This window comes from Oerskovia sp. 140933, from assembly GCF_059651515.1.
The window spans coordinates 19050-44579 of the sequence record NZ_JAMXIO010000007.1; the positions used below are offsets into that span (position 1 = coordinate 19050).

The window sequence follows — 25530 nt, forward strand, 5'->3', positions numbered from 1 at the left end:
GTGGGGGGCGGCGGCCGGGCTCCTGGTGGGAGCCGCTCGGCTGCGGCGTGTGCGGGGGCAGGCGTGTGTGGACAGGTCCTATCCAACACGCAGGTCGTGCGTCGGGCGAGGGCGCACGGGTGCCCGACGGCGTCGGGTGAGCGACGCCGTCGGGCACCTGGGCTGCGCCGGGCTCAGCCCTGGGCGCGGTAGTTCTTCTCGATCCCCGCGAGGATCTCCTGGAGCTCGGCGGCCGAGTTGCTCTTGATGACCGCGGAGTTGCCGGACGACTCGTTCTCGGCGGCGATGACCTCCTCGTTCTGCGAGAGCGCGGCGATCTTCAGGAGGGTCTCGTCGTCCTTGTCCTCGGCGCGGGCGACCCACACGTTGATGTAGGGCTCGGCGGCGGCGGAGTCGGGGTCGTCCTGGAACAGGGCGTCGTCGGGGTTGAGACCGGCGTCCTTGATGAAGTCGTTGTTGACGACCGCGCCGTCGACCGACTGCAGGGCGATCGGGGTCTGCTCGGCCGAGACCGGGGTGACCTTGACCTTGGAGGACGGGAGGACGTCGGCCTCGGTCGACAGCGAGCTGCCGCCGTCCTTGAGCTCGATGAGCCCGGCCTCCTGGAGGACGAGGAGCGCGCGGGCGAGGTTCGTGGCGTCGTTGGGGATCGCGATCTCACCGCCCGCGGGGATGTCCTCGAGCGCGGTGTGCTTGGACGAGTAGAGCGCGAGCGGGTAGACCGCGGTGGCGCCGATGGGCTGGAGGTCGTCGCCGGCCTCGACGTTGTAGCCCGCGAGGAACTGCAGGTGCTGGAACTGGTTGAGGTCGATCTGGCCCTGCGAGAGCGCCGGGTTGGCCTGCTGGTAGTCGCCGAAGTCGACGATCTCGATGTTCAGGCCCTCCTCCTCGGCGACCTTCTCGAACACGGCCCACTTGTCCTCCTGGGCACCGACGACGCCGATCTTGACGACGTCGTCCGCGCCGCCTGCCGAGGAACCGCTGTCGGCGGGGGTCGTGGCGCACGCGCCGAGCGTCAGGGCGGCGGCGCCCACGATGGCGGCGAGGGCGAAGTTCTTGCGGAGCATGGTCTGTCCTTCCGGTGACGAGCGCCGGCGGTTGTCGCGGGGCGTTCGTGAGGGGCATCACGGTGGTGACGGGGTGGGAGGTGGAACGTCCTCCTGCCCGACGACGGAGCGCGCGTCACGAGGACACGTCACCGGTGGTCGGTGGTTCAGGAAGGGATGAGGCGGGCGCTGCGGCGCGGGCTCCGGTCGTCTCCGGGCTGCGCTCGCGAGGCGGGCGGTGCGGTGCTGGGGTCAGGTCAGAGCTGACAGCACATTCGACCGGCGCCACGCAGGACGGAGCGACACGACATTCGGCAGCAGGTGGCTGCGCGGTGCGTCGTGAGCTCGGTGCTCGTGGGGCGGGTCATGGCTCCATGATGCGCACGCTCGGCGCCTCAAAACCACCACGTCGGTCGATAATCCAGATGTTGGACGGAATTTCGACCGCATCGTGGGCACTCCTGGGCGGTCTGGGCCATTTTGCCCGCATTCTGCGGATGACAACTATGACGCAAGCCACATTCTGGCTGCGGAGCGCGTCAGGCCGCCGGGGCCGGGAGCACAGGTGAGCGTCGCCGTCGGGCCGTTCTGCGCGGACGACTCGACCGCGGGCCCGTCGGCCGCGACGGAGCGGCCCCAGGAATCCCCCCGGGCATGCAAGGACCCCCCGTGCACCCACCAGAGCCCACCTGCCCTTGCTGCCTTCCGGCCCTGGGGGAGTTCAGTGAGTTAGCGCCGCACGAGGGGTCTGGACCCAGCCTAGCCCAGGACGGGCCGTCGTCGAAAACCGGCCGACCACCGGCCCCCGCCGCAGGCCGGTCGGCCTCGGACGGTGAGCGCCGCGACCCGCGCCGCAGCGCTCCACGGGGCAAGCCGCGCGGCGGCACAGCGGGCCGATTCGGTCGCGGGCCCCGCGTCCGGTATTCTCGACACGCTGCCTGACGCCCCACGTGGGTCGACGCTGCAGCACGGAGGATTCGCCTAGTGGCCTATGGCGCACGCTTGGAAAGCGTGTTGGGTTAAAAGCCCTCGGGGGTTCGAATCCCCCATCCTCCGCAGACCGAAGGGTCCGCAGCCTGCGCTGCGGACCCTTCGTCGTTCCCGGTGCGGTCCGGCTCAGCCGACCGAGGCGAGCAGACGTCCCGCCATCGCGATCAGCTCGTCGCGCGGGACGCCGTCGCCGATGAGCCGCACCACACCGGCCGGGGACGCGTCGATCGAGACGACCGAACGCTCCTGGCCCTCGGGGTCCGAGACCACGGTCACCGGCATCGTGCCCGAGAGCTCGGGGACCGCCTCGGGCGTCCAGTCGTCACCGAGGTGGGCCACCTCGACGCCCGCGTGCACCGCATGGACGTACAGCCCGGGCCCCTGCTCCCCCGGCTCGCCCTGGACGTAGATCGAGCTCGTGGACTCCGAACGGTCGATGACGACGGTCTCGACGAAGTGGAACCCCGCCGGGAGGACCGTCGGGGCGAGCTCGTCCGCCGCGGCCAGCATCAGGGCACCGGTGGGCGTCGACGCGTCGAACGCGGGGAGCGGGGTCACGGGGGCCGCAGCCCCCGGGGTCAGCTCCGCGGTCGCCAGGGGCCGGGCCGGTTCCGCGCATCCCGCGAGCGTCGTGACCGCGAGGCCGAGGCAGAGAGGGAGCACGGTGAGTCGAGTGAGGGGGGCGCGCACCTCCGGATGGTGTCATGCCGGACTGTGAGGGACAAAAGCCTCGGCTGACGGGCCCGGTCCCCGCAGCCCGGGTGGCTCACTCCGGGTCGCGGGGCAGCATGATCCACAGCACGACGTAGGCCAGGATCTGCGGTCCGGGCAGGATGCAGGACGCGACCGCGATGACGCGGACGAGGGTCGGGCTGACGTCGAAGCGTCGGGCGAGGCCGGCGCAGACGCCGGCGATCACGGCGCCGCGGCGCGGTCTGGCGAGGATGTGGCTCATGTTTCGACGGTACGCCGGGGCCCGGTCCGCGCACATCGGGGACATCCCTGGTCCGCCCCTGAACCGCCCCCGCCTACCCCAGGGCGGTTGTCGTCCTCGCGTCGGCCCCGGGTCATCGGTCCGTGACGCCTCCTTGACGCCCAGCCCTCTTGTGGTGGGCTGAACAAGTGTTTAGCGTGTTGAACATGCGTTCAGCATCGCCGGTCGACGAGCAGGTCCCGGACGCCCCGGACCTCACCGGGCGGGCGCGCATCCGCGACGCCGCCCTGCTCCGCTTCGCGTCCGAGGGCTTCCGGGTCCCGGTCCGCACCATCGCGGCCGACGCCGGGGTCAGCCCGGGGCTCGTCATCCACCACTTCGGGTCCAAGGAAGGGCTCCGCCGCGCGTGCGACGAGCACGTCCTCGTCCTCGTCCGCGAGAACAAGCGCAACGTCCTGGGCGACGAGCACGGCAACCGGGGCAGCCCCCTGGACGTCCTCGCGCAGCTCTCGTCGGTCGAGGAGTACGGCCCCGTGCTCGGCTACGTGCTGCGCAGCCTCCAGGAGGGAGGCGACCTCGCCCGGTCCTTCGTGGCCCACATGGTCGACGACGCCGAGGCCTACATCGCGGACGGGGTCGCCACCGGGACCATCAAGCCCTCGCTCGACGAGGCGGCGCGCGCCCGGTACCTCGTGACGCAGTCCCTCGGCACCGTCCTCCTCGACCTCACGCTCCACCCGCCCACCGAACCGGGCGACACCGGCGGGATCGTCCGCGGGTACGTCGACCGCATGGGCCTGCCCGCGATCGAGCTGTTCACAGAAGGCTTCCTCACCGACCGCACGCTCCTCGACGCCTACCTGCGGTACGCGGAGCCGCCGCCCGGCGAGCAGTCCGGCGACCACACCGCCGCGACCGCCTCGTAGCCCGGGACGACGAGCCCTCCGCCCGCACACCGGGGCCGAGCGGCGCCGTCGGGCACGGCACTCCCCCGCCCGACGACGCCGCTCCCCTCCCCGCAGGCCCCACCCCTCCCTCACCCGACGAGGAACCATGAGCACCTCAGGACACCCCGCACCGGCGGTCGAGATCCGCGACCTGCACAAGTCCTTCGGCACGACCCGAGCGCTCGACGGCCTGGACCTGACGGTCCGCGCCGGGGAGGTCGCAGGCTTCCTGGGGCCCAACGGCGCTGGCAAGTCGACCGCCATCCGCGTCCTGCTCGGGCTGCTGCGCCCCGACTCGGGCACCGCGACCTTGCTGGGCGGCGACCCGTTCCGCGACGCCGTCCCCCTGCACCGACGCCTCGCCTACGTCCCGGGCGACGTCACGCTGTGGCCCCAGCTCTCGGGCGGCGAGACGATCGACCTGCTGCTGCGCCTGCGCGGCGCGGCCGTCGACGAGCGCCGCAAGGCCCGCATGCTCGAGCGGTTCGAGCTCGACCCGACCAAGAAGACCGGGACCTACTCCAAGGGCAACCGCCAGAAGGTCGCGCTGGTCGCAGCGCTCAGCGCCGACGCCGAGCTCCTCGTTCTCGACGAGCCGACGTCTGGCCTCGACCCGATCATGGAGGCCGTCTTCCAGGACTGCGTGCGCGAGGCGACCGCGCGCGGCACGTCGGTCCTGCTGTCGAGCCACATCCTGGCCGAGGTCGAGGCGCTGTGCGACACCGTCACGATCATCCGCAGCGGCCGGGCCGTGCAGTCCGGGACGCTGCGCGAGCTGCGGCACCTCACGCGCTCCAAGGTCGTCGTGACCGTGGGGGACGTCGCTGCGGGCACGCCCGGCGCGACGGACGCGCTGGCAGACCTGGCCGGGGTCCACGACCTCGTCGTCGACGGCTCGCACGTGAGGTTCCACGTCGACGACGACGCCCTGCCCCGGGTCACGCGCGCGCTCGCCGACCTGGAACCTCACGGCCTGACGATCGAGCCGCCCTCGCTCGAGGAGCTGTTCCTGCGGCAGTACGGCGACGAGCTCGCCCTGCTCGACGGCGAGGCGCTGCGATGACTGCGATCGACTCCGTCGGCCCGGCCGCTGCTGCCCCCCGCCGCACGGACGCCCCTCCCCTGTCGCTGCGCAGGGCGTTCGCGGGCACCGGGGCGCTCGTGCGGCTCGCGCTGCGGCGCGACCGCGTCGTCCTGCCCGTGTACGTGGCCGTGGTGCTGCTCATGGTCGCGGTCACGTACTCGTCGGTCGCGACCGTCTACGGGACGCAGGCCGAGCGCGACGAGCTCGCCGCGAGCATGGGGACCAACAGCGCCTTCCTGGCGCTGCTCGGCCCGCTCGAGCACACCGGGTCGGTCGCCTCGACCGCCGCGTGGCGCGTGGGCCTCTTCATGATCCTCGTGCTGGGCGTGCTCGCGGTGCTCACCGTGGTGCGTCACACGCGCAAGGAGGAGGAGACCGGGCGGCTCGAGCTCGTGCGCGCCGCCCGCGTCGGGTCGCTCGCCCCGCTCGCGACGGGGATCCTCGTCGCGAGCGGGATGTCCGTGCTCACAGGCGCTCTCATGGCGGCCATGTACGTGGCCCAGGGAGCCGACGGCGCCTCGTCGCTCGCGTTCGGCCTCCAGTTCGCGGCGCTGGGCCTGGCCGCGACCGGGATCGGGGCCGTGTGCGCGCAGGTCGCGACGTCCTCGCGGACCGCCAACACGATCGGCGTCCTGCTGCTCGTCGCGGGGTATGCGCTGCGCGGGGTCGCCGACGTCGAGCCGTCCGCCGACTGGCTGCGCTGGGTCTCGCCCGTCGGGTGGGTCCAGGAGATCGACCCGTTCGGCGCGAACGCGTGGGGGCCTGCGCTGCTGTGCGTCGCGCTGCTCGGCGTGTGCGTCGTGGTCGCGGCCCGGCTCTCGCTCGGGCGCGACCTCGGGGCGGGCCTCGTCCAGCCGCGGCCCGGCCCCGCCGGATCGACCTCGCTCACGAGCCCGGTCGCGCTCGCGACCCGGCTCCAGCTCCCCGGGGTCGTGTCGTGGACCCTGGGAGTCGGCGCGTACTGCCTGCTCGTCGGCTTCCTGCTGGACTCGGTCGACGACATCGCGGGTTCCTCGCCCCAGATGCAGCAGGTCATCGCGCAGCTCGGCGGGGCCGGGGCGCTGGCCCAGGTGTTCCAGGTCGCGATCATGGGCTTCGTCGGGATCGCCGCGGCAGCGTTCGCCGTGACGCTCGTCTCCAGGCTGCACGCCGAGGAGACCTCGGGCCGGGCCGAGATCGTGCTCGCGACCGGCGTCTCCCGGACGCGCTACCTGGCGGCCTCGGTCGTGCTGCTCGTCGTCGGCGTCGTCGCCGTCCCGCTGTGGGCCGGGCTCATGATGGGCCTCGGGCACGCCCTGGTGTCGGGCGGGTGGGGCGTAGCGTTCTCGGACGCGGTCGGTGCCGGGCTCGTGCAGGTCCCGGCTGCCCTGGTCGTCGCAGGCCTCGTGCTCGTGCTGTACGGGTGGTGGCCCCGGCTCGTGGCCCTCGGCTGGGGGATCGTGACGCTCGTGCTCGTCGTCGGACAGCTCGGTGAGCTGTTCGGTCTGCCGCAGCCGGTCCGCGACCTGTCGCCGTTCACCCACGTGCCGCAGGTGCCCCTCGTCCCCTTCTCGGCCGGCCCCGTCCTCGCCCTGACCGCGATCGCCGTCGTGCTCGTCGGCGTCGCCGCCGTCGGGTTCCGACGGCGGGACGTGGGCGGGGCGTGACGATCCGGCACGGTCCGCGCTGACGCCTGGCCCGGCGGTGGGCCCGTCAGCGCGGCGGCGGACCGGGCTGGATGTGCGGGAGGCGTGGAGGAGTGGGGCGGTCGGCAGGATCCGCAGCGCCGCACCAGGACCTCGCCCTAGACTGGCCCGCATGATCTTCAAGGCCGTCGGTGCCGGGCGCCCGTACCCCGACCACGGGTTGGTCACGCCCAAGGACTGGTCGAGCGTGCCACCCCGTCAGGTCAGGCTCGACGAGCTCGTCACGACCAAGCGGACCTTGAACCTCGACAACCTGCTCTCGGAGGACTCGACGTTCTATGGTGACCTCTTCGCGCACGTCGTGGAGTACCAGGGGGTGCTCTACCTCGAGGACGGTCTGCACCGCGCAGTCCGCGCAGCCCTGCAGCAGCGTGCCATCCTGCATGCCCGCGTGCTCATGCTCAATGCCCCGGCGGTCGGGTAGGTTGCTCGCGTGACCACGCAGCCCGGCCCCGATCCCTCCCGCACCGCCAGACGGCGCCGCGTGCACGAACGTCAGGCCGTGGTCTTCGGCCTCCTCGTCGCGTTCCTGGCCGTCACGGGGATCGGTGCGCTCGCCGTCTACACGGGCGCCGTCGAGCCGCCGTTCGACCGGACGTTCAGCACGCCCAAGGTGGAGGACGCGCTCGCCGGCGTGAAGGCTCCGTGCCTGCAGGAGGGCGCACTGCCGATCCCCTACGGGGAGGTGCAGGTCCGTGTCCTGAACGCTTCCGGCAAGGGAGGGCTCGCCGCCGCGAACAAGCAGATCCTGGAGAAGCGGGGCTTCACGATCGCCTCGGTCGGCGACCTCAAGGACGCTGCCGGGAAGAACCAGGAGCAGGCCAGCACGCAGATCTCGTTCGGCGCGACCGGTATCGCCCAGGCCTACACGCTCGCGGCCCACTACGACGACGCGGTCCTGGTGCTCGACGACCGGGCCGACGCCACCGTCGACCTGGTGCTCGGGGAGAACTTCGTGAACCTCGTCGACGAGGAGCTCGTGCAGATCGACCCGGCGGTGCCGCTCACGAGTCCCGCGGGGTGCGTGGCCATCGAGACCATCACGCCCAAGGCTGCCTACGTCGCTCCGGTGCCGGTCGAGGAGGCGCCCGCGGAGGGCTAGGGAACCGTCCGGCGCTTCTCGCCCTAGCCTTCTCTCGACCACGACTCGTCGCTCCCTCTCCGAAAGGGCCCGGTATGGCCTTGCTCCCTCTCCGCCCTGCGCGCACGACCGACCCCACCGAGGTCGACCGTCTCTACGACATCTGCCTGCGGACGGGCGCCGACGGCGGTGACGCGTCGGCGACGTTCAGCGACCCACGGCTGCTGGGCGAGATCTACCTCGGCGCGTACCTGGCGTTCGAGCCGGGTCTCGCCTTCGTGGCCGACGACGGCACGGGAGCGGTCGGGTACGTCGTCGGGACCGCGGACACCCGTGAGTTCGAGGAGCGGTGCGAGCGCGACTGGTGGCCGGCCCTGCGTGCCCGCTACCCGCTGGACGCGTTCCCCCCGGAGGCTGCCGACGCAGGCCTGGTGCGGCTCCTGCACGCTCCGCCGACCGCGGACCCGGAGGTGCTCGACCTCTTCCCCGCCCATCTCCACGTGGACCTGCTGCCCGCGGCGCAGGGCGGCGGCAACGGGCGGCGCCTGCTCGGGCTCCTGTTCGACGCGCTCCGTGAGCGCGGCGTCCAGGGGGTCCACCTGGGTGTCTCCGAGACCAACACGTCCGCGATCGGGTTCTACGAGCACCTCGGTTTCGTGCGGGTCCCCACGGAGATCGGCTACGTGCTGGGGCTCAAGCTCTAGCTCCAGCCCCGATGCTGTGAGCCCGGGTGCCGGGGTGCCCGGTTGACGAACCCGAGGTTGGTCAGACAACCTCCCCGGGCGCCCTGACCGACCTCGGGTTCGGCACCTGCGTCCGCAGAGCCCGCAGCGCGGCTCGGACCTCTCGCGCGATCGTCCCCGGCGCTGCCACGTCACGGGCCGTGAACCGCAGCACCACGACCCGACCGCTCGCCACCAGCAGGTTCTGCCGCGACCTGTCGGCGAAGACCGCCTCCGGGGTGTCGTGGAACTCCGCACCGTCCATCTCGGCGATCAGCCACCGGCCGGCGCCCAACGACCACCCGAGGTCCCCACGCGCGACGATCCTGCCGGCATCGTCCCGCAGGACGACCTGGAGCCGGTCCGGAGGTACCCCGCCGTCGGCGCAGTCGAGCCTGGCGAAGGTCTCGAGCGGTGACTCCGCGCGTCCGTCCGCCATGTCCCACCACGCGTGGGTCCGTGCCACCCCGCGGCGCCCTCTCGCCTTGTCGTGGGCACGGTCGAGCTCCTGCGGCGTCACGAGTCCCTGGTGCAGCGCCGAGTCCATGACAGCGACCGCGTGGCGTCGCTCGAGCTCGGGAACTGCCTGCGCCAGCGCCCACTCGGGGGTCGCCACGAAGCGTCCTTCCACCACCTGCACCGACATGCCGTCGTCGAACATGCGCAGCTCGATCCCGTCCCGGGACAGCGCGGCCCGCCCACCGGGCAACGCAGCCTGCGGCTGGAGTCGGGAGGGCAGGCCTGCGACTCCGAGGAGGGCGAGCGCACAGGTTCCGACCGAGATCGACCGGAGCCCGAACGCCAGCATCGCGGCCCAGGCGGACCGGCGGCGACGATGGTCGAGGGGCCGGGAGCGGACCGGGGTGGGGTCGGTGTCGTACACACCGCGCGTGATGCGCGCCCACCCGGCGGTGGCCGTCGCGCGCGCGACGCGGTCGCGGCTCATTCCTGCCGCGCGGCACTGCGCGGTCGTGACCAGGCCGTGCTGGCGACCGGCGAGGGCGAGGAGGGTCGGCGGGAGCTGGCGGGGTCGGGGCATGAGGCATCCGACCGCATCCGAGGCTCGGCTCAGGAACGAGAGCGGCGCCCTGGGGACAAGGCGAGTTGTCCACAGGGCGCCGTCTGATGCCGAACCCGAGGTTGGTCAGTCAACTGCGCCGCGTTGCCCGACCGACCTCGGGTTCGGCAGCGCGGGGGGACCGACAGGGTCAGGCGGGGATCTCCTCGCCACCGGGCACCGAGGCCGGGCTCGCGGGCTCCTGCGACGTCCCGCGCCACCGGGCGATGGTCCGCATGACGTGGTAGATCACGAGGGCCGACGCCGTACCGAGCGCGATGCCCTCGAACGTCACGTCGCCGACGACCCACGTGAAGTTCGCGATGCCGATGATGAGCGGCACGGCGGCCGTCGTCAGGTTGACCGGGTCGGAGAAGTCGACCTTGTTCTGCACCCAGATGCGCGCACCGAGGATGCCGATCATGCCGTAGAGGAGCGTCGTCGCACCGCCCAGGACCCCCGCGGGGATGGTCGCGATGAGCGCCCCGAACTTGGGCGACATGCTGAGCAGCAGGGCCGTGGCGCCCGCGACCCAGTAGGCCGCGGTCGAGTAGACGCGCGTGGCCGCCATGACGCCGATGTTCTCGGCGTACGTCGTCGTGCCGGACCCGCCGCCGACGCCCGCGAACGTGGTCGCGAGGCCGTCGGCGAACAGCGCGCGGCCCGTGAGGTCGTCGAGGTTCTTGCCCGTCATCGCGGACACGGACTTCACGTGCCCGACGTTCTCCGCGACCAGGACGAGCACGACCGGTACGAACAGGCCGAGCACGGCGATGTCGAACGTGGGCGTGACGAACTCCGGGAAGCCGAACCAGGACGCCTCGCGCACCGGGGTGAAGTCGACCTCGCCCTGGACCCAGGCGGCGACGTAGCCGACGATCACGCCGAGCAGGATCGCGAGACGCCCGACGATGCCCTTGAAGAGGACCGTGATGAGGATGATCGCGACGAGCGTGATGGTCGCCGTGACGGGCGCCGCACGGAACCCGGCGTCGCACGTGGCCACGATCTCGCCGTCGACGACGGACTGCTGGCAGGTGCCCCAGGCCGCGGGCGCCAGGTTGAGGCCGATGAGCGCGACGATGGTGCCGGTCACGATGGGCGGCATGGTCAGGTCGATCCAGCGCGGTCCCGCGAAGTGCACGACGACACCGATGAGCGCGAGCACCAGGCCCGTGACGAGGATCCCGCCGACGGCGACCGACTGCCCCCCGGAGGCCGTCGCGGCGGTGATGGGGGCGATGAACGCGAAGCTCGACCCGAGATAGCTGGGGAGCCGGTTGCGCGTGATGAGCAGGAACCCGATGGTCCCGATCGCGGAGAAGAACAGCGTCGTCGCGGGCGAGAAGCCCGTCAGGAGCGGGACGAGGAACGTCGCGCCGAACATCGCGACGACGTGCTGCATGCCGATCCCGATCGTGCGCGGCCAGCTCAGGCGTTCGTCGGTGCTGACCACGGCGCCGGGTTCGACACGCTTCCCGTCTCCGTGGATCTTCCAGCCGAGTGCTGCCATGGGGGGCTCCGTTCGTGAAGTTCTGGTGAAGTGCCGAAGGGAAGGGTACTGCCGCCCTCGGGTCACCCGTTACCGACCGGTAGGGCGTGGACAGCGCCGTCCCAGAGTCCCCGCCCGCCCCGGACGCCCGACGGCGGAGCGCGCCGTCGCCAGGAAGGTGCGCTCCGCCGTCGGGCAGGGGGGGTGGGCTCAGCTCAGCTGCGGCCGCACCTCGCGCGCGACCAGCTCGAGGTGGTCGAGGTCCGCGAGGTCCAGGACCTGCAGGTAGAAGCGCGTCGCGCCCTGCTCGCTCGCGGCCGCGAGCTTGTCCGCGGCCTCGGCGGGCGTGCCTGCGATGCCGTTGGTGCGCAGCTCCTCGGGGTCGCGGCCGATCGCCTCGGCGCGACGACGGAACTCGGCCTCGTCCTTGCCCACGCACACCACGAAGGCCGCCGAGTAAACGAGGTCGTCGGGGTCGCGGCCCGCGTCCTGGCAGACGACGCGGACGTTCTCGATGCGGTCGGGCAGGACGCCCGGGTCGGGGAACGCGACGTTGAACTCGGTCGCGTAGCGTGCCGCGAGCGCCGGGGTGCGGCGCGGTCCGTGCCCGCCCACGATGACCGGGACGCGAGACTGCACGGGCTTGGGCAGCGCCGGGGAGTCCGTGAGCGTGTAGTGCTCTCCCGCGAAGTCGAACGTCGCTCCCACGGGCGTCTCCCACAGGCCCGTGATGACCGCGAGCTGCTCCTCGAGCATCCCGAACCGCTTGGCGGGGAACGGGATGCCGTACGCCGAGTGCTCCTGCGGGAACCAGCCCGCCCCCAGACCGAGCTCGACGCGACCGCCCGACATCTGGTCGACCTGCGCGACCTGGATCGCGAGGACGCCCGGGTGGCGGAACGTGGCCGACGACACGAGCGTGCCCAGCCGGATGCGGCTCGTCTCGCGGGCCAGCCCGGCGAGGGTGGTCCAGGCGTCGGTCGGGCCGGGCAGGCCGTCACCGTCCCCCATGACGAGGTAGTGGTCGGAGCGGAAGAACGCGTCGAAGCCGAGCTCCTCGGTCGCACGCGCGACCGCGAGGATGTCGTCGTAGGTGGCGCCCTGCTGGGGCTCGGTGAAGATGCGGAGGTCGATCGTCATGGCCTCCACCCTGCCACGTCGGCGAGGGTGCTGTGGTCGCGCTCCCGCCCGCCCTGGCTCACCCCTCGTGCGCTGCGAGCACGGTCACGGAGCGACCCGCCGGTGGCGTCACCACGAGGTTCCCGTCGGCGCCCAGGGCGAGGCGGAACCCGCCGAGCTCGACCGCGTCCCCCGGGCCTCCGGCGGTCTCACCCGCAGGCTCACCGGTGCGCTCCGCGGCCGCCCCGCCCGCGAGGTCGAGGTACTCCCGGACGTCCCCCGTGGCGTCGGCGAGCTTGACGGGCCAGCTCTCGCCCGGCTCCCACGCGGCCCCGGGGCGCAGGCGCTGCCCGATCATCCCGACGAGGACGGGTTCGTCGACGGTCTCGAAGCGCACGTGCCCACCCTCGTCGACCTGGAGCCCCGTGATGCGCTGGACGTCGACGACCTCGTTGCCCGCCGCCGCGATCAGGACGTCCGCGGCGTCGAGGAGCTCCTGCGCGTCGTCGGAGTCCGCGAAGGCCTCCGGGGTGTCGACCTCGGGCACGGGCCAGTCGCCGCGGACGACAGCGAGCTGCTCGGCGCGCGACCCCGTGCGCGGGTAGCGGTGGGACACGTTGACGACGACTGCCAAGGGGAAGACCTCCGGTGGTGCACGAGTGGGACTGCCACCAGCACATCACACGTCGGCGGCACGGTTCGAGCCGGGCCGAGCCGCCCACGGCACCGTAGGGTCGGCCCATGCGACTGAGCACCGTGATCCTGCCGATCTACCGCTGGTCCGAGGGGCGCGACGTCTGGCGGCGCGCCGAGGACCTGGGGTTCCACGCGGCCTACACGTACGACCACCTGTCGTGGCGCAACTTCCGCGACGGCCCCTGGTTCGGGGCGCTGCCCACGCTCACGGCCGCGGCGACCGTGACCGGGCGGATGCGGCTGGGCACGCTCGTCACGTCCCCGAACTTCCGCGAGCCCGTGACCCTCGCCAAGGACCTCATGACGCTCGACGACGTGTCGGGCGGACGCATCACGCTCGGGCTGGGCGCCGGGACGACCGGCTTCGACGCGACCGTCCTGGGCGGCGAGGGCTGGTCGGCGCGCGAGCGCGCGGACAGGTTGCGCGACTTCACGGCACTGCTCGACCGTCTCCTGACCGAGCCCGTCGTCACGCACGACGAGGGGCACTACCGCGCGCACGAGGCCCGGACGATCCCCGGCCCGGTCCAGGAGCCGCGCATCCCGTTCGCGATCGCCGCGACCGGGCCGCGCGGGCTGCGGCTCACGGCCCGTTACGGGCAGGCGTGGGTCACGACGGGTGACGCCGCCGTCGGCGTGGACGGCACGCCGGCCGCGTCCCGCGCGGGGGTCGGGGCGCAGATCGCGCGGCTCGAGGCGACGTGCGCCGACGCGGGCCGCGACCCGGCCACGGTCGAGCGCATCCTCCTGACGGGTTTCACGCCCGACCGCCCGCTCGCCTCGGTCGACGCGTTCGTCGAGACCGCGGCGGCCTACCGCGACCAGGGCATCACGGAGATCGCCCTGCACTGGCCCATCGCGGACTCGCAGTTCGCGGCCGACCAGGCGACGTTCGAGAGGATCGCGACCGAGGGGCTCGCGCAGCTCGGCTGAGCAGCCCGCACCGACCGCAGGTCGGCCGCCTCCTGGGACCGGCGCGCCGCGTGATGGACACTGTTCAGGACCCGGTCGGCCTCGACCGGGGACGACGTGATCGGCCGAGGACCGGCCGACCGCACGAGCGAACCGAGGACGACCGCATGAAGAGCATCCGCTGGGCGAGCCTGCTGACCGTGCTCGGGTGCGGCGTCGTCGGGCTCGTGAGCCTCTTCTCGCTGCTCCGCGGGCGTACGTGGGCGTGGTTCCCGCTGCTCGTCGCGGTGGCGGTAGGCTTCCGCGAGATCCGCTACCTGCAGCGCATCGACCACCAGCGCAACGCCCCGCGCTAGCCCGTCCCTCCCCTCTCAGGGGCGTCCCGGAAGGGATGTCCCCCATCCGACGGGCGGCCGTCATCCTCCGGGAGGACGGAGCGGTCGCGCAGGATGGTTCGGAGGGCCGATGTGCCCGCACCCCCGCCCCGAAGAGACTGGTGCCACGCCCCGCGACAGCGAGGGCGGCCAACTTTTCCTGGGGAGGAAGCCATGACCGCACAGGTCACGACCTCGACGCCGGTCCGCGTCGCACTCCGCGGCCACGACTCGACGGCACGCCGCGCACGCACGTCCCGTCCCGCGGGCTCCTCCCCCACGTCCACGCCCGACGACGTCGCTCCCGCCCCGGAGTCCCGTCGCCCCAGCGCGTCGAGCGACCCGACCGAGCGGGCCAACGGCTGGCTCGTCGCCGGCTCGGTCCTCGTGGCGATCGCCCTGTTCTCCGCCCTCGCGCTGAGCTCGTTCGCGACCCTCGGCTGAGAGCCCGCCAGGAACCCGGCCGCACCGGCCGTACCCACCAGGACGAGGGCGCCCACCGGGCCCCCTCGTCCTGCTGCTGTCAGAGCCGCGGGTCGACCGGCTCCGACTCGAGGGCCAGGACCGCGAACACGGCCTCGTGGACGCGCCACGGCGGCTCGCCCGCCACGACCCGCTCCACGGCTTCGAGACCCAGCGCGTACTCGCGCAGCGCGAGCGACTGCTTGCGCCCGAGCGAGCGGACCCGCAGCCTGTCCAGGTGGTGCTCCTGGGTGTACTCGGGACCGTAGATGATCCGCAGGTACTCGCGCCCACGGACCTTGAGGCCCGGCTGGACCAGACCCTTGGGGCCCCGCACGAGGTTCGCGAGCGGCTTGACGACCATGCCCTCGCCCCCGGCCTCGGTCATCTCCTCCCACCAGTGGACGCCCTGCGTGCGCGAGGCGTCGTCGGCGAGGTCGACCACGAGGCGGCGCGTGGGCCGGAAGAGCACCGGGTCGGCCTCGACCAGGCGGTCGGCGATCCCCAGGTGCCACAGGTGGTCCCGGGTCGCGTAGGTCTGCCCGCCGGGTTCGTCGGGCCCGCTCGCGAGCACCTGGAACGGGGCGAGCTGCACACCGTCGAGACCGTCGACGGGCCAGCGGTAGCGCCGGTACGCCTGCGTGTACCTCGCGGTGTCCTCGGCGCGCGAGGCCGTGCGCGCCCGCAGGTCCCCGACGTCGACGCCACGCGCCACGGCCGCGTCGAGCGCCGCGAGCGCGGGCGGCATGACGGCCCGGGCCGCCGCCCCGACGCTCGCGTACTGGTCACGGATGAGCTGGTCGGCCTTGGCCGACCAGGGCAGGATCTCGGCGTCGAGCAGGACCCAGTCGGCTCCCAGCTCGTCCCACACCCCGGCCCCGTCGAGGGCCTTCGCGACGCGCTCGAGCAGAGCTGCCGCCGTCGGGCCGGAGAAGAGCGGGCGACCCGTGCGCGTGTGCGCGACCCCGCGCCCGCCCGGCTGGACGTCGACGCCGAAGCGCCGGGCCGGGGCTCCGTACGCCTCGCGGCACACCAGCACCACGGCCCGCGACCCCATGTGCTTCTCCTCGCACACGACCTGCCCGACGGCGTCGCTCGCGTACGCCGCGAACGCGTCCTCGGGGCGTTCGAGGTAGCCGGGACGCCCCGACGTCGCGACCGGGCTCATGGTCGGCGGCAGGTACAGCAGCGCGCGCGGGTCGACCGCGAAGCGGCTCATGACCTCCAGCGCTCCCGCCGCGTTCTCCTCGGGGATCGTGATGCGTCCGCGCGTGCCCGTGACGACCGAGCGCCGTCCGAGCACGTCGGTCACGTCGAGCACGTCGGGATCGCGCTGCGGGAGCGCCCCTCCGGCGCCCTCTGCGCCGGCACCGGGGTCCGGCAGGAACGGCCGCGCGGGCTCGTAGTAGACCTCGGCCGCGGGCACCGCGACGAGCTCCTTCTCCGGGTAGCGCAGCGCCGACAGCTTCCCGCCGAACACGACGCCCGTGTCGAGGCACATCGTGTTGTTGACCCACTCGGCCTCGGGTGTCGGGGTGTGCCCGTAGAGCACCACGGCCTGGCCGCGGTACTCGTTCGCCCACGGGTAGCGCACGGGCAGCCCGAACTCGTCGGTCTCGCCCGTGGTGTCGCCGTAGAGCGCGAAGCTGCGCACCCGGCCCGACGCACGCCCGTGGTACGACTCCTTGAGCCCCGCGTGCGCGACCACGAGCCGCCCGCCGTCGAGCACGAGGTGCGAGACCAGCTCGCGGCAGAACGTCTCGACGTCCTGGCGGAACTCCTCGGGCTCCTCGGCGAGCTGCGCGAGCGTCGTCTCCAGGCCGTGGCTGACCGTGACGTTGCGCCCCGAGAGAGCGCGCACGAGCTTGTGCTCGTGGTTGCCGGGGACCGCGAGCGCGTGCCCCGCCCGGACCATGCCCATGACGAGACGCAGGACGCCCGGGGAGTCGGGGCCGCGGTCGACGAGGTCGCCCAGGAAGATCGCGCGGCGGCCCTCGGGGTGGGCGGCGTCGACCGGGCGGCCGGCCTCGTCCCGCTCGATCACGTAGCCGAGCTCGGTCAGCAGTGCCTCGAGCTCGGCGCGGCAGCCGTGCACGTCGCCGATCGCGTCGAACGGCCCGGTCTGGTCGCGCAGGTCGTTCAGCAGGGGCTCGCGGGAGATCGTGGCGTGCGCGATCTCGTCGACGCCGCGCAGCACGTGGACCTTGCGGAACCCCTCACGGTTCAGGGACTTGAGGGAGGCGCGCAGGGCCTGGCGCTGACGCCCCACGACATGGTCGCCGACGTCGCGGTCCGGGCGGGAGCGGTTGCGCTCGATCGCGACGGACTCGGGCACGTCGAGCACGATCGCGACGGGCAGGACGTCGTGCGCCCGTGCGAGCGCGACGAGGTTCCTGCGCGCCGCGGGCTGGACGTTGGTCGCGTCGACGACCGTCAGGCGCCCTGCCTCCAGGCGCTTGCTCACGATCGTCTCGAGGACCTCGAACGCAGCGGCAGTGGCCGACTGGTCGTTGACGTCCCCGGAGACGAGGCCGCGGCAGAAGTCCGAGGACACGGCCTCGAAGGGCCGGAACCGCTCGCGCGCGAACGTCGACTTCCCGGACCCGGACACCCCGACGAGCACCACGAGCGAGAGCTCCGGGACGCTCAGGACGCGCGGTTCCGCGCCGGTCACGTGCTGCTCGGTCATGCCCTTGCCTCCGTCGGTCGGGTGAACAGCGCCATCTGCGTCGGTGCGCCCAGCGCGCGCGGCCCCACGTCCTGCGGCCCGACGTCCCGGAACGTGACCGCGTACCCGTGGCGGTGCGCGACGCCGTCGGCCCACGCCTGGAGCTCGGCGCGCGTCCACTCGAAGCGGTGGTCTGCGTGCCGGTGCCCGCGCTCCTCCAGGCCCGGGTACAGCGCGTTGTACTCGACGTTGGGCGTCGTCACGACGACGGTCCCCGGTCGCGCCTCGGCGAACACGACGCGTTCGAGCGCGCCCAGGCGCGGCGGGTCGACGTGCTCGATCACCTCCATGAGCACCGCGGCGTCGAAGCCCGCGATCCGCTCGTCGCGGTACGTGAGCGACGACTGCACGAGCCGCACGCGCTCACGCTCGGCGTCGCTCGCGTCCTCGAGGCGCAGGCGCGTCGCGGCCTTCTCGAGCTCTCGCACGGCGACGTCGGTGCCGAGCAGCCGCGGGAAGCGGCGGTCGGCGGCGAGCAGGCGCAGCAGGGCGCCCTCGCCGCACCCGAGGTCGACGACGCTGCGCGCCCCGACCTCGTGCAGGGCCGCGATCACGGCCTCCGCGCGCTGCCGGGCGAGCGTGGGCGCCGTGGTCCCGACGGCGTCGCTGCCCGGGGCGGGGACGTCGCCCGCAGCGGGGGCCTCGTCGGGGCGGACGCCGTCCTCGGCGGTGCCGTCCTCGGGCGCTGCCCCGCCGTCGAGCGTCACGAGACGATCCGTGGCGTCCTCGACGTAGCGGCGCTGGTGCGCGAGGTAGCGGCGCATGATCTGGTCCCGCTCGGGGTGCGCGGCGAGCCACCCCTCGCCCGCGCGCAGCAGCTTGTCGACCTCGTCGCCCGTGACCCAGTAGTGCTTGGCGTCGTCGAGCACGGGCAGCAGGACGTACAGGTGGCGCAGGGCATCGGCGAGCCGCACGGTCCCCGTCAGGCGCAGGTCGACGTAGCGCGAGTCGCCCCACTCGGGCACGGTCGGGTCGAGCGGCTCGGGCGTCGCGTCGACGGTCCAGCCCAAGGGCTCGAACAGGTGCTCGGCGAGCCGTGCGCCTCCGCGGCAGGGCAGCGCGGGGACGTGGATCTCGAGCGGGACCGGGCCGTCCGCGAGCGCCTGGCGAGCGTCGCAGCGACCGGTCATCGCGGTGCGGAACACCGCGCCGAGCGCGACCGCGAGCATCGAGGACGCGGCGTAGGGGCTGTCGTTGACGTACTGGGCCAGGGAGAACGCGTCGCGCCCGCCGAACCGCTTGTTGCGCACGATCCCCACGGGATCGACCTCGAGGAGCAGCGCGACCGTGCAGCGGGCCGCGTCGGCCTGGGGGTAGAAGACGTGCGCGGTGCCGACGGGCAGGTCGAACGACTGGGCCCGGGCGGGGTGCTTGTGCAGCAGGTACCCGAGGTCGGTCGCGTCCGTCAGAGGGGCTCCGTGCTCGACGGAACCGGCCGGTGCACCGGCGGTCGTCGTGAGGGTGACCAGCATGCTGTGCATGGTCCCACGGGGTGCAACCGATTTACGCTGGTCGGGTCGGTGCGCGCGTCGGCCACGACCGGGCGGACGACCGGCACGGACCACGAGGGACGGAGCGGCCATGTCCACCTCAGCACAGCCGCCGGGCGGCGCCCCGGGGCCCGGCGGTGTCCCGGGGCCCGGCGCCGACGAGTTCGCCGAGCGCCTGCTCGCGTCCGCGCTGGGACTGATCGAGGTCTTCGGGGTGTACGTCGGCGACCGGTTGGGCTGGTACCGGTCGCTCGCCGACGAGGGGCCCGCGACCTCGGCCGAGCTCGCCGCGAGGACGGGCACCCACGAGCGGTACGTGCGCGAGTGGCTCGAGGGGCAGGCCGTCGCGGGCATCCTGGACGTCGTTCCCGGGACCCCGCCGCCCGCCGGTGCACCGCCCGCCCCGGACGTCTCCGCGCAGGGTGAGGCGGCGTCGTCGGGCGGGCGTGGCGCCGACGGGACGACTCGCCGCTACGCCCTGCCCCCTGGGCCGGCCGAGGTCCTGACCGACGAGCACAGCCTCGCGTACCTGGGGCCGCTGCCCCGGCTCTTCGCGGCCGTGGGGCGGTCGTTCGACGAGCTGCTCGACGCGTACCGCGACGGCGGCGGGGTGTCGTGGGGCCGGCTCGGGCCGGACGCGCGCGAGGCGCAGGCGGACCTCAACCGGCCGTGGTTCGAGCACGGGCTCGCGGGCGCGCTCGGGCAGGTCCCGGACCTGCACGCGATCCTGTCGAGGCCCACCGCGCGCGTCGCGGACGTGGGCTGCGGGGCGGGGTGGTCGACGGTCGCCCTCGCGCGCGCCTACCCGGGGGCCCGTTTCGAGGGGTACGACCTCGACGGGCCCTCGGTCGAGATGGCGCGTGCGAACGCGCTGGCCGCGGGTGTCGCGGACCGCACGACGTTCCACGTCGCCGACGCCGCGACCCTGCCGACGGGAGTCCCGCTCGACGCAGCCTTCGCGTTCGAGTGCACGCACGACCTGCCGCGCCCGGTCGAGGTCCTGTCGGCGATCCGCCGGGCCGTCCTGCCCGACGGCGCCGTGGTCGTCATGGACGAGGCCGTCGCCGAGGAGTTCGCCGCGCCGGGCGACGACGTCGAGCGGCTCATGTACGGCTACAGCCAGTTCATCTGCCTGCCCGACGGGCTGTCGTCGCCGCCGTCGGCGGGCACGGGCACGGTCATGCGGCCCGCGACGCTCGAGCGGTACGCGCTCGACGCCGGGTTCAGCCGCGTCGAGGTCCTGCCGATCGACGGGTTCAGCGTCTTCCGGTTCTACCGGCTGCACCACTGAGCGTCCCTGCCGGTCAGGGGCTCGGCGCGAAGCGCGCGCACCCTGTGCTGTGCGCGCGGCCTCACCCCGGGGCCCGGGGGGAGACGACGATGGCCAGGAAGCCCCGTCCGGCGCCGGACGAGCCGACGACACCCGGGCTGTGGCGAGGCCGCACCCCCCGGAGGCACTACCCGGGGCTCGCCTGGAGAGAGTCTTCGGCAACGTGGCGGCGGCTGCCTGCTCGGGCTCCGGTAGGTTCGGCTCCGTGATCCCGTCGACCCCAGCGCCCGACCTCGTCGAACTACGTCCTGGGCGCCAGGACGACCTCGAGCAGTGCGTGGGGGTGTGGGTCGAGGCGAGCGCCGCGCGCGACGGACGCCATGTCGAGGGCGTCGCTGCTCGCGCCCGAGGGAAGTTCGACCGGCGCGTCGCGTGGACGGTCGCGACGGACAGCGCGGGTGGCGTCATCGGCTTCGCCCTGGCGACGCGGCCGGGCAGCGGCATCGAGAGCGACCCACCCGAGGCCCCGGTGCTCGGCCTGCTCGCGGTCGATCCGCGCGCCCAGGGTTCGGGTCTCGGCCGTCGGCTGCTCGAGCACGTCACCGAGCTGCTCGCCGGGCAGGGCTACTCCCGCGCCGTGCTTCACGTCCTGACGGACAACGCCGGGGCGGTCAGCCTCTACGAGCGGGACGGCTGGGTCCTGTGGGGGGATCCGGTCGAGCACCCGCTGCTGCGACGCGACTCGCAGACCTACGTGCGCGACCTGACGCTAGCGGTCCACCACGACGTGGCGGGCACCTCGACCCCGCCGGGCCCCCGCGCCTGAGAGGGTGCCGGTGGGCCTCCCGCCTGGCACCCTGGCCAGATGATCTCCGAGCTGCACGTCGTCGACTGGCGCCGCCGCGTCCAGCACCTGTACGCGCACGTCCGCGACGTGGCCGTCGAGGACCCCGCGGCCGCGCACGAGTACTGGGTCGCGTCGCGCGACGACCTCCTGGCCGAGCACCCGGCGTCGCCGGTCCTGCCCGAGGACCGGGCCACGTTCACCGGGGTTCCCGTCGGCCCGTACGACGCGTCGCTGCGCTTCGAGGTGCCGCTCGTGCCCGACCCTGCGCGTGGCACGCCGGACGCCGCACGCCTCGACGTCCCCACGGGCACCGACGGCGTCGTGCCGTTCGAGCGCGTCGGGCGACTCGACCTCCCCGGGCTGGGGGCGCTCGACGTGTGGGCGCTGCGCTCCTACGGGGGCGGGCTGTTCGTGCCGGTCAAGGACCGCTCGCCCGCGACGTACGGCGGTGGACGGTACCTGCTGGACACGATCAAGGGCGCGGACCTGGGGTCCGGCCCGTCCCTCCTGCCCGACGGCGACGCCCCCCTGGTCGTCGACCTCAACTTCGCGTACAACCCGTCGTGCGCGTACGACCCGGCGTGGGCGTGCCCGCTCGCCCCGCCCGGGAACACGCTCGCGGTCGAGCTCACGTGCGGTGAGCTGGTGCGGGCCAAGGGCTAGGGCGTGTCTGCCAGGACGCCAGTTGCGTAGCATGTCGTGGGTGCGAAGGACCTCGTCTGGAGAGTTCCCATCGGCAGGTCATGCTCGTGAACCCTTCACCAGTCCCCCTGTGACGGTGTTCTCTCGACGCTCGGAACTCCGTGGGGCTGTGGATGAGCTCGCTACCCGCGGTTTTCAGGTCGTCGTTCTGGATGCCGGTTCCTGGTCGACGGGCGCGGAAATGCATCGCGATATCGCAGTGGCGTTGGACTTTCCCGCCTACTACGGCCGGAATCTTGATGCACTGAACGACTGCCTGTCAGACGTTGTCGCACGGGCGTACGGCTGGCAGCCGACGGCCGCGGGCCTGGCGCTGGCGTTCCTCGGGTTCGACCGCTTCGCCGCGGCACTGCCTGGCCTTGCTCCCGCACTGATGGACATCCTTGTCAGCCAGGCGCGCGGCGCGGCCGAGAGTGGGGCCACGATGGCGTTGCTCCTGCAGAGAGACGACCGTGTGGAACGGTCCTCGGCGTGACCAGCGCACCGGACGACCCTCAGCACCCCGTTCCCTTCCTCGACCGCGCCGGGGTCGACGCCCTCGTCGCCAGCGGGGTCGTCGTCCCCGCCCCGGACGCCGTGTGGGCCTCGGTGCGAGCCCGCTTCGCTTCCGGGGTCGTGCTCCACCCGACGGTCGTCGTGGAGTGCGACGGCATGTCGCGCGTGACCGTCGACGAGGGCGCCGTGCTCCACCCCGGCACCCGGATCAGCGCGACGAACGGCGCCTCGGTCCGGGTCGGGGCCCGCACGACGCTCGGCCCGGGGGGCTGCACCCTCGTGACCGACGGCGAGGACCTGCACCTCGGTACCGACGGCCGGTACCGCATGGCCCTGATCATCGGCCCCGGCACCTACGGTGACGGCTGCCAGGTCCTCGGACCGGTCGAGGCCCGCGCCTGCATCCTCGAGGGCGGTCAGCCGGGCGACTCGCCCGACGTCGCCTCGCGCGGTGCGCTCCTCAAGGGTGCCGGGCGTGCCGCGGGCATCACGCTGCGCCGAGGTCAGGTCGTCAACGGTGCGGGAGACTTCCGCCGCGCACCGGTCGAGGAGCAGACGGCCTACCACCCGCCGAGGTAGACCCGTGCGCGCGAGGTAGACCCTCGGGAGGTCTACCTCGCCGACCGCCGCTCGGTGCAGCTCAGTGCAGCTCAGTGCAGCTCAGTGCAGCTCAGTGCAGCAGTGTCTTCAGCCCGATGATGACCAGCCCGAACGCCCCCGCGACCACGGTCTCCGCGGTCAGCGCCCAGCCCCGCACGCCCGCCCGGTGCGCCGCCAGGTGCCCCACGACGCCCAGCATCAGCACGGTGAACCACAGCGCGATCAGCGCGGAGTCGGTGACCCCCAGCCCGAGCACCCTCCCCACGAGGAAGACCGCGAGCGCCGGCACCCCGCCGATCAGCACCCACACCTCTTCGGACGTCGCGAGCCTCAGCCGCTCGGTGATGGTGTGGTCGGAGTCCCGGAAGCGGCCACCGATCGCCGACACGTACACGTGCGCGGCCCAGTACCCGACGAGCACGCCCGCGACCGCGAGGATCACGAAGTCTCCCGACGCGTCGTGCGTGCTCGACACCGCGAGCATGAACCCGGACACCACGGCCCCGTAGAGGAAGTCCGCCGGCCCGCCGCGTGCGAACCGGTCGCTCAGGGCGTCGCGCTGGGCGTGGTGGTCGACGCTCCTCCACGAGCCCGCCGACCCGTCGGCGTCCGAGCCCCGTCCCTCGTCCGGAGCTTCCGTCCCGGCCTCGTCGCCGTCCGTCATGCGCGTCGCCTCCCGGTCGCGTCGGCCTGCCGCCGTTTGTCTCGTCACTGTAGCGACGCCGTCGGGCCGTGCGCGCGACGACCGGCAGACGGCCACCCGCCGCCCACCGTCCCGTGGTGCACGCGTCCCCCGGCGTGCTCGGTGTAGCGTCCCGTCCATGAGTGCCGCACGAAGCAACACGCATGCGCAGGCGGTGGACGCGGCGATCGAGCTGTTCACCCGGAAGGGGTACGAGCAGACGACCGTCGAGGACATCGCGGACGCCGCCCAGATCAGCCGAGCCACCTTCTTCCGCCGCTTCCGCTCCAAGGAGGACGTGGTCTTCGCGGACCACGAGCTGCTGCTCGACGCGGTCGTGGTCCTGCTCGGCGAGTCCCGGCCGGCGGCACGCGGTGTGACGCCCGAGGAGCTGGAGAACGTCGACCCGTACGTCGAGGTGTGCAAGGCGGCCCGGCTCGTGTTCGACCACCACGTGGGCCAGCGCGAGACGTCGGTCGCGCGGCACCGGCTCCTGCAGGACGTGCCCGCGCTGCGCGACCGCGAGCTCGTGACCACGCACCGGTACGAGCGCGCGTTCACGTCCTACCTGCGCGACACCCTGCCCACCGACACCCGGAACTCGACTGCGTCGGTCGCGTTCGCGGCGTCGGTCGTCGCGGTGCACAACGCGATCCTGCGGCGCTGGCTGCGCGACCCCGACCAGGACCTGCGCCCCGAGCTCGAGGAGGCGTTCGCGGACCTGCGCCGCGCGGCCCGCAACCCCGCCGGCCCGACGACGGAGCCCCCCGCCGCGCCCGGCTCACCCTCACGCGCGGACGGGCCGGGCGTCACGGCAGGCGGCGCACCCGCCCGTCGCGTCGTCGTGACCGTGCTCGACGGCGACCCCGACCCCGACGAGGTGGCGCGCGCCGTGCGCGACGCGTTGGGTGCGTGACCTCGCTGCGGCTCGCCGGTCGTGCCGCAACCGGGTGGCGCACCCATCACGACGACGAGGCTGCCCGGGAATGCACCGGTAGCATCGGCGGTTGCAGGAGACAGCAAGCAGTACGCACGAACGTGCTCCGGGGTCGGTGCAATTCCGAGCCGGCGGTGACAGTCCGCGACCCGCGCCCACGCGCGGTTGACCTGGTGGAACTCCAGGACCGACGGTGAAAGTCCGGATGGGAGGAAGCACGTGCGGCGCGGCCGTACCCGGCCGGGGCACGACGAGTCGTCGAGCCCTGAGCCCACCGGGACGGCCTCGCCGTGGTGAGCGACGCCGTCGGGCGCCCGGGGACGGGCACCGACCCCGCCGCCCGCCCTCACCCCGGAGCCGACGTGCCCGGGACGACGAGGTAAGACACTGATGGACCTGATCCACGCGCTCTTCGACGCGCAGCTCACGATCGGCGACCAGCACCTGCTGTGGCGTGAGATCGTCGGCAACGGGTTCGGGCTGGCCTCCGCGCTCGGGGGGATGCGCCGCAAGATCTGGGCGTGGCCCGTGGGGATCGTCGGGAACCTGCTGCTCCTCACGGTCTTCCTGGGCGCCGTGTTCGCGACGCCCAACCCCGTCAACCTCCTCGGCCAGGCCGGTCGCCAGGTCATGTTCGTCGTCGTGTCGGTGTACGGGTGGGTGCAGTGGCGGCGCACCCGGACGCGGCTCGGCACGGCGGACGCGGACAGCCACGGCGTGGCGGTCGAGCCCCGCTGGGCGTCGTGGCGCCAGCGGGCGTTCCTCGTGGTCGCGCTCGTGGGGGGGACGGCGGTCCTCACCCCGATCTTCCGGATGCTGGAGTCGTACGAGCCCGTGTGGGCCGACGCGTGGATCTTCATGGGCTCGCTGCTCGCGACGTACGGCATGGCCAAGGGGTGGGTCGAGTTCTGGCTGATCTGGGTCGCGGTCGACATCGTGGGCGTGCCCCTGCTGGTCGACGCGGGCTTCTACGCCTCCGCGTTCATGTACGTGTTCTACGGGGCGTTCACCCTCGTCGGGTTCTTCGTGTGGTGGCGCATCGACCGACGCTCGGCGGCCCTGCGTCTCGCCGGGTCCCCTGCGTCCGCCCCGTCCCCCCGGGCCTGACGCCACCCCTTGCGCCCGGGCGGTCCGGGCGGATACTCGAAGGTGCGCCCTGCTCGCGCGGGGCGCACCAC

Annotated in this window: 26 protein-coding genes, 1 tRNA gene, 1 other RNA gene and 1 riboswitch; of the genes, 17 read left to right on the forward strand and 11 right to left on the reverse strand. The window is 73.3% G+C overall.

The annotated features are described in order from the left end of the window. Positions 1-173 precede the first annotated feature (173 nt). Together NHG27_RS05635 and ffs are read right to left on the reverse strand one after the other, a co-directional pair. Positions 174-1067: a MetQ/NlpA family ABC transporter substrate-binding protein gene (locus NHG27_RS05635; RefSeq protein WP_193718431.1), complete on the reverse strand. Its 894-nt coding sequence runs from the start codon at positions 1065-1067 to the stop codon at positions 174-176. A 634-nt stretch (positions 1068-1701) separates the two neighbouring features. Next, positions 1702-1798: signal recognition particle sRNA small type (gene ffs / locus NHG27_RS05640), an RNA gene on the reverse strand. Between the two features lie 218 nt (positions 1799-2016). On the opposite strand from ffs, the gene NHG27_RS05645 reads away from it, so the two are divergent. After that, positions 2017-2102 (forward strand) — tRNA-Ser (locus NHG27_RS05645). Positions 2103-2162: 60 nt separating this feature from the next. On the opposite strand, the gene NHG27_RS05650 is transcribed toward NHG27_RS05645, so the two are convergent. After that, a complete protein-coding gene (locus NHG27_RS05650) occupies positions 2163-2699 on the reverse strand; it encodes a hypothetical protein (RefSeq protein ID WP_497015039.1) in 537 nt (178 codons plus the stop codon). A gap of 103 nt (positions 2700-2802) precedes the next feature. Next, positions 2803-2991 (reverse strand): PspC domain-containing protein, encoded by a 189-nt coding sequence (locus NHG27_RS05655; RefSeq protein ID WP_193718428.1) that lies wholly within the window; start codon positions 2989-2991, stop codon positions 2803-2805. Positions 2992-3176: 185 nt separating this feature from the next. Between NHG27_RS05655 and NHG27_RS05660 the strand changes: the two genes are divergently transcribed. From NHG27_RS05660 to NHG27_RS05685, 6 genes are all read left to right on the forward strand, one after another. Further along, positions 3177-3896, forward strand: coding sequence for a TetR/AcrR family transcriptional regulator (locus tag NHG27_RS05660; protein ID WP_497015040.1), 720 nt, complete (start codon positions 3177-3179; stop codon positions 3894-3896). Positions 3897-4023: 127 nt separating this feature from the next. Beyond that, entirely contained in the window at positions 4024-4980 is a 957-nt protein-coding gene (locus NHG27_RS05665) for an ABC transporter ATP-binding protein (protein ID WP_497015042.1), read from the forward strand. Beyond that, positions 4977-6647 carry an ABC transporter permease gene (locus NHG27_RS05670; RefSeq protein ID WP_497015043.1) on the forward strand — a complete coding sequence of 557 codons (1671 nt, stop codon included), beginning with the start codon at positions 4977-4979 and terminating at the stop codon, positions 6645-6647. Before NHG27_RS05665 ends, NHG27_RS05670 begins: the two co-directional genes overlap by 4 nt. A 151-nt stretch (positions 6648-6798) precedes the next feature. Next, positions 6799-7110 carry a type II toxin-antitoxin system VapB family antitoxin gene (locus NHG27_RS05675; protein ID WP_193718424.1) on the forward strand — a complete coding sequence of 104 codons (312 nt, stop codon included), beginning with the start codon at positions 6799-6801 and terminating at the stop codon, positions 7108-7110. 9 nt (positions 7111-7119) lie between these two features. Continuing rightward, positions 7120-7788, forward strand: coding sequence for a LytR C-terminal domain-containing protein (locus NHG27_RS05680; protein WP_193718423.1), 669 nt, complete (start codon positions 7120-7122; stop codon positions 7786-7788). A 74-nt stretch (positions 7789-7862) separates the two neighbouring features. Then, positions 7863-8471: a GNAT family N-acetyltransferase gene (locus NHG27_RS05685; protein WP_497015044.1), complete on the forward strand. Its 609-nt coding sequence runs from the start codon at positions 7863-7865 to the stop codon at positions 8469-8471. Between the two features lie 61 nt (positions 8472-8532). On the opposite strand, the gene NHG27_RS05690 is transcribed toward NHG27_RS05685, so the two are convergent. The 4 genes from NHG27_RS05690 to NHG27_RS05705 form a co-directional block, all read right to left on the reverse strand. After that, positions 8533-9528: a type IV toxin-antitoxin system AbiEi family antitoxin domain-containing protein gene (locus NHG27_RS05690; RefSeq protein ID WP_497015045.1), complete on the reverse strand. Its 996-nt coding sequence runs from the start codon at positions 9526-9528 to the stop codon at positions 8533-8535. A gap of 169 nt (positions 9529-9697) precedes the next feature. Then, complete coding sequence (locus NHG27_RS05695; RefSeq protein WP_193718420.1) at positions 9698-11059, reverse strand: uracil-xanthine permease family protein; 1362 nt, start codon at positions 11057-11059, stop codon at positions 9698-9700. Positions 11060-11248: 189 nt separating this feature from the next. Further along, positions 11249-12172 carry an LLM class F420-dependent oxidoreductase gene (locus tag NHG27_RS05700; RefSeq protein ID WP_193718599.1) on the reverse strand — a complete coding sequence of 308 codons (924 nt, stop codon included), beginning with the start codon at positions 12170-12172 and terminating at the stop codon, positions 11249-11251. 64 nt (positions 12173-12236) lie between these two features. After that, entirely contained in the window at positions 12237-12791 is a 555-nt protein-coding gene (locus NHG27_RS05705) for a hypothetical protein (protein WP_497015046.1), read from the reverse strand. Between the two features lie 107 nt (positions 12792-12898). Here NHG27_RS05705 and NHG27_RS05710 point away from each other — a divergent pair, with 107 nt between their 5' ends. From NHG27_RS05710 to NHG27_RS05720, 3 genes are all read left to right on the forward strand, one after another. After that, complete coding sequence (locus tag NHG27_RS05710; protein ID WP_497015047.1) at positions 12899-13786, forward strand: LLM class flavin-dependent oxidoreductase; 888 nt, start codon at positions 12899-12901, stop codon at positions 13784-13786. Between the two features lie 146 nt (positions 13787-13932). Beyond that, positions 13933-14121: a hypothetical protein gene (locus tag NHG27_RS05715; RefSeq protein ID WP_193718417.1), complete on the forward strand. Its 189-nt coding sequence runs from the start codon at positions 13933-13935 to the stop codon at positions 14119-14121. Between the two features lie 192 nt (positions 14122-14313). Then, entirely contained in the window at positions 14314-14583 is a 270-nt protein-coding gene (locus tag NHG27_RS05720; RefSeq protein ID WP_497015048.1) for a hypothetical protein, read from the forward strand. A 79-nt stretch (positions 14584-14662) separates the two neighbouring features. On the opposite strand, the gene NHG27_RS05725 is transcribed toward NHG27_RS05720, so the two are convergent. Together NHG27_RS05725 and NHG27_RS05730 are read right to left on the reverse strand one after the other, a co-directional pair. After that, the gene (locus NHG27_RS05725) at positions 14663-17290 is read right to left on the reverse strand and encodes a polynucleotide kinase-phosphatase (protein WP_497015049.1); all 2628 of its coding nucleotides are present in this window, start codon (positions 17288-17290) and stop codon (positions 14663-14665) included. Next, positions 17287-18801, reverse strand: a complete 1515-nt coding sequence (locus tag NHG27_RS05730; RefSeq protein WP_497015051.1) for a 3' terminal RNA ribose 2'-O-methyltransferase Hen1 — start codon at positions 18799-18801, stop codon at positions 17287-17289. Before NHG27_RS05730 ends, NHG27_RS05725 begins: the two co-directional genes overlap by 4 nt. 109 nt (positions 18802-18910) lie before the next feature. Between NHG27_RS05730 and NHG27_RS05735 the strand changes: the two genes are divergently transcribed. The 5 genes from NHG27_RS05735 to NHG27_RS05755 all read left to right on the forward strand — a co-directional run bounded on the left by NHG27_RS05735 (position 18911) and on the right by NHG27_RS05755 (position 22712). Next, a complete protein-coding gene (locus NHG27_RS05735; protein WP_497015052.1) occupies positions 18911-20110 on the forward strand; it encodes a class I SAM-dependent methyltransferase in 1200 nt (399 codons plus the stop codon). A 244-nt stretch (positions 20111-20354) separates the two neighbouring features. Beyond that, the gene (locus NHG27_RS05740) at positions 20355-20915 is read left to right on the forward strand and encodes a GNAT family N-acetyltransferase (RefSeq protein ID WP_497015053.1); all 561 of its coding nucleotides are present in this window, start codon (positions 20355-20357) and stop codon (positions 20913-20915) included. A gap of 39 nt (positions 20916-20954) precedes the next feature. Continuing rightward, positions 20955-21599, forward strand: a complete 645-nt coding sequence (locus NHG27_RS05745) for a DUF1684 domain-containing protein (protein ID WP_497015054.1) — start codon at positions 20955-20957, stop codon at positions 21597-21599. Positions 21600-21747: 148 nt separating this feature from the next. Continuing rightward, the gene (locus NHG27_RS05750) at positions 21748-22113 is read left to right on the forward strand and encodes a barstar family protein (RefSeq protein WP_497015055.1); all 366 of its coding nucleotides are present in this window, start codon (positions 21748-21750) and stop codon (positions 22111-22113) included. Then, positions 22110-22712: a hypothetical protein gene (locus NHG27_RS05755; protein ID WP_497015056.1), complete on the forward strand. Its 603-nt coding sequence runs from the start codon at positions 22110-22112 to the stop codon at positions 22710-22712. The genes NHG27_RS05750 and NHG27_RS05755 overlap by 4 nt, the downstream gene beginning before the upstream one ends. 91 nt (positions 22713-22803) lie before the next feature. On the opposite strand, the gene NHG27_RS05760 is transcribed toward NHG27_RS05755, so the two are convergent. Further along, positions 22804-23397, reverse strand: coding sequence for a hypothetical protein (locus NHG27_RS05760; protein WP_227748033.1), 594 nt, complete (start codon positions 23395-23397; stop codon positions 22804-22806). A 157-nt stretch (positions 23398-23554) separates the two neighbouring features. Here NHG27_RS05760 and NHG27_RS05765 point away from each other — a divergent pair, with 157 nt between their 5' ends. Together NHG27_RS05765 and pnuC are read left to right on the forward strand one after the other, a co-directional pair. After that, positions 23555-24331, forward strand: a complete 777-nt coding sequence (locus NHG27_RS05765; protein ID WP_193718409.1) for a TetR/AcrR family transcriptional regulator — start codon at positions 23555-23557, stop codon at positions 24329-24331. A gap of 118 nt (positions 24332-24449) precedes the next feature. Beyond that, positions 24450-24575, forward strand: a riboswitch (FMN riboswitch). A gap of 167 nt (positions 24576-24742) precedes the next feature. Further along, positions 24743-25459, forward strand: coding sequence for a nicotinamide riboside transporter PnuC (pnuC, locus tag NHG27_RS05770; protein ID WP_193718408.1), 717 nt, complete (start codon positions 24743-24745; stop codon positions 25457-25459). Positions 25460-25530: the final 71 nt, after the last annotated feature.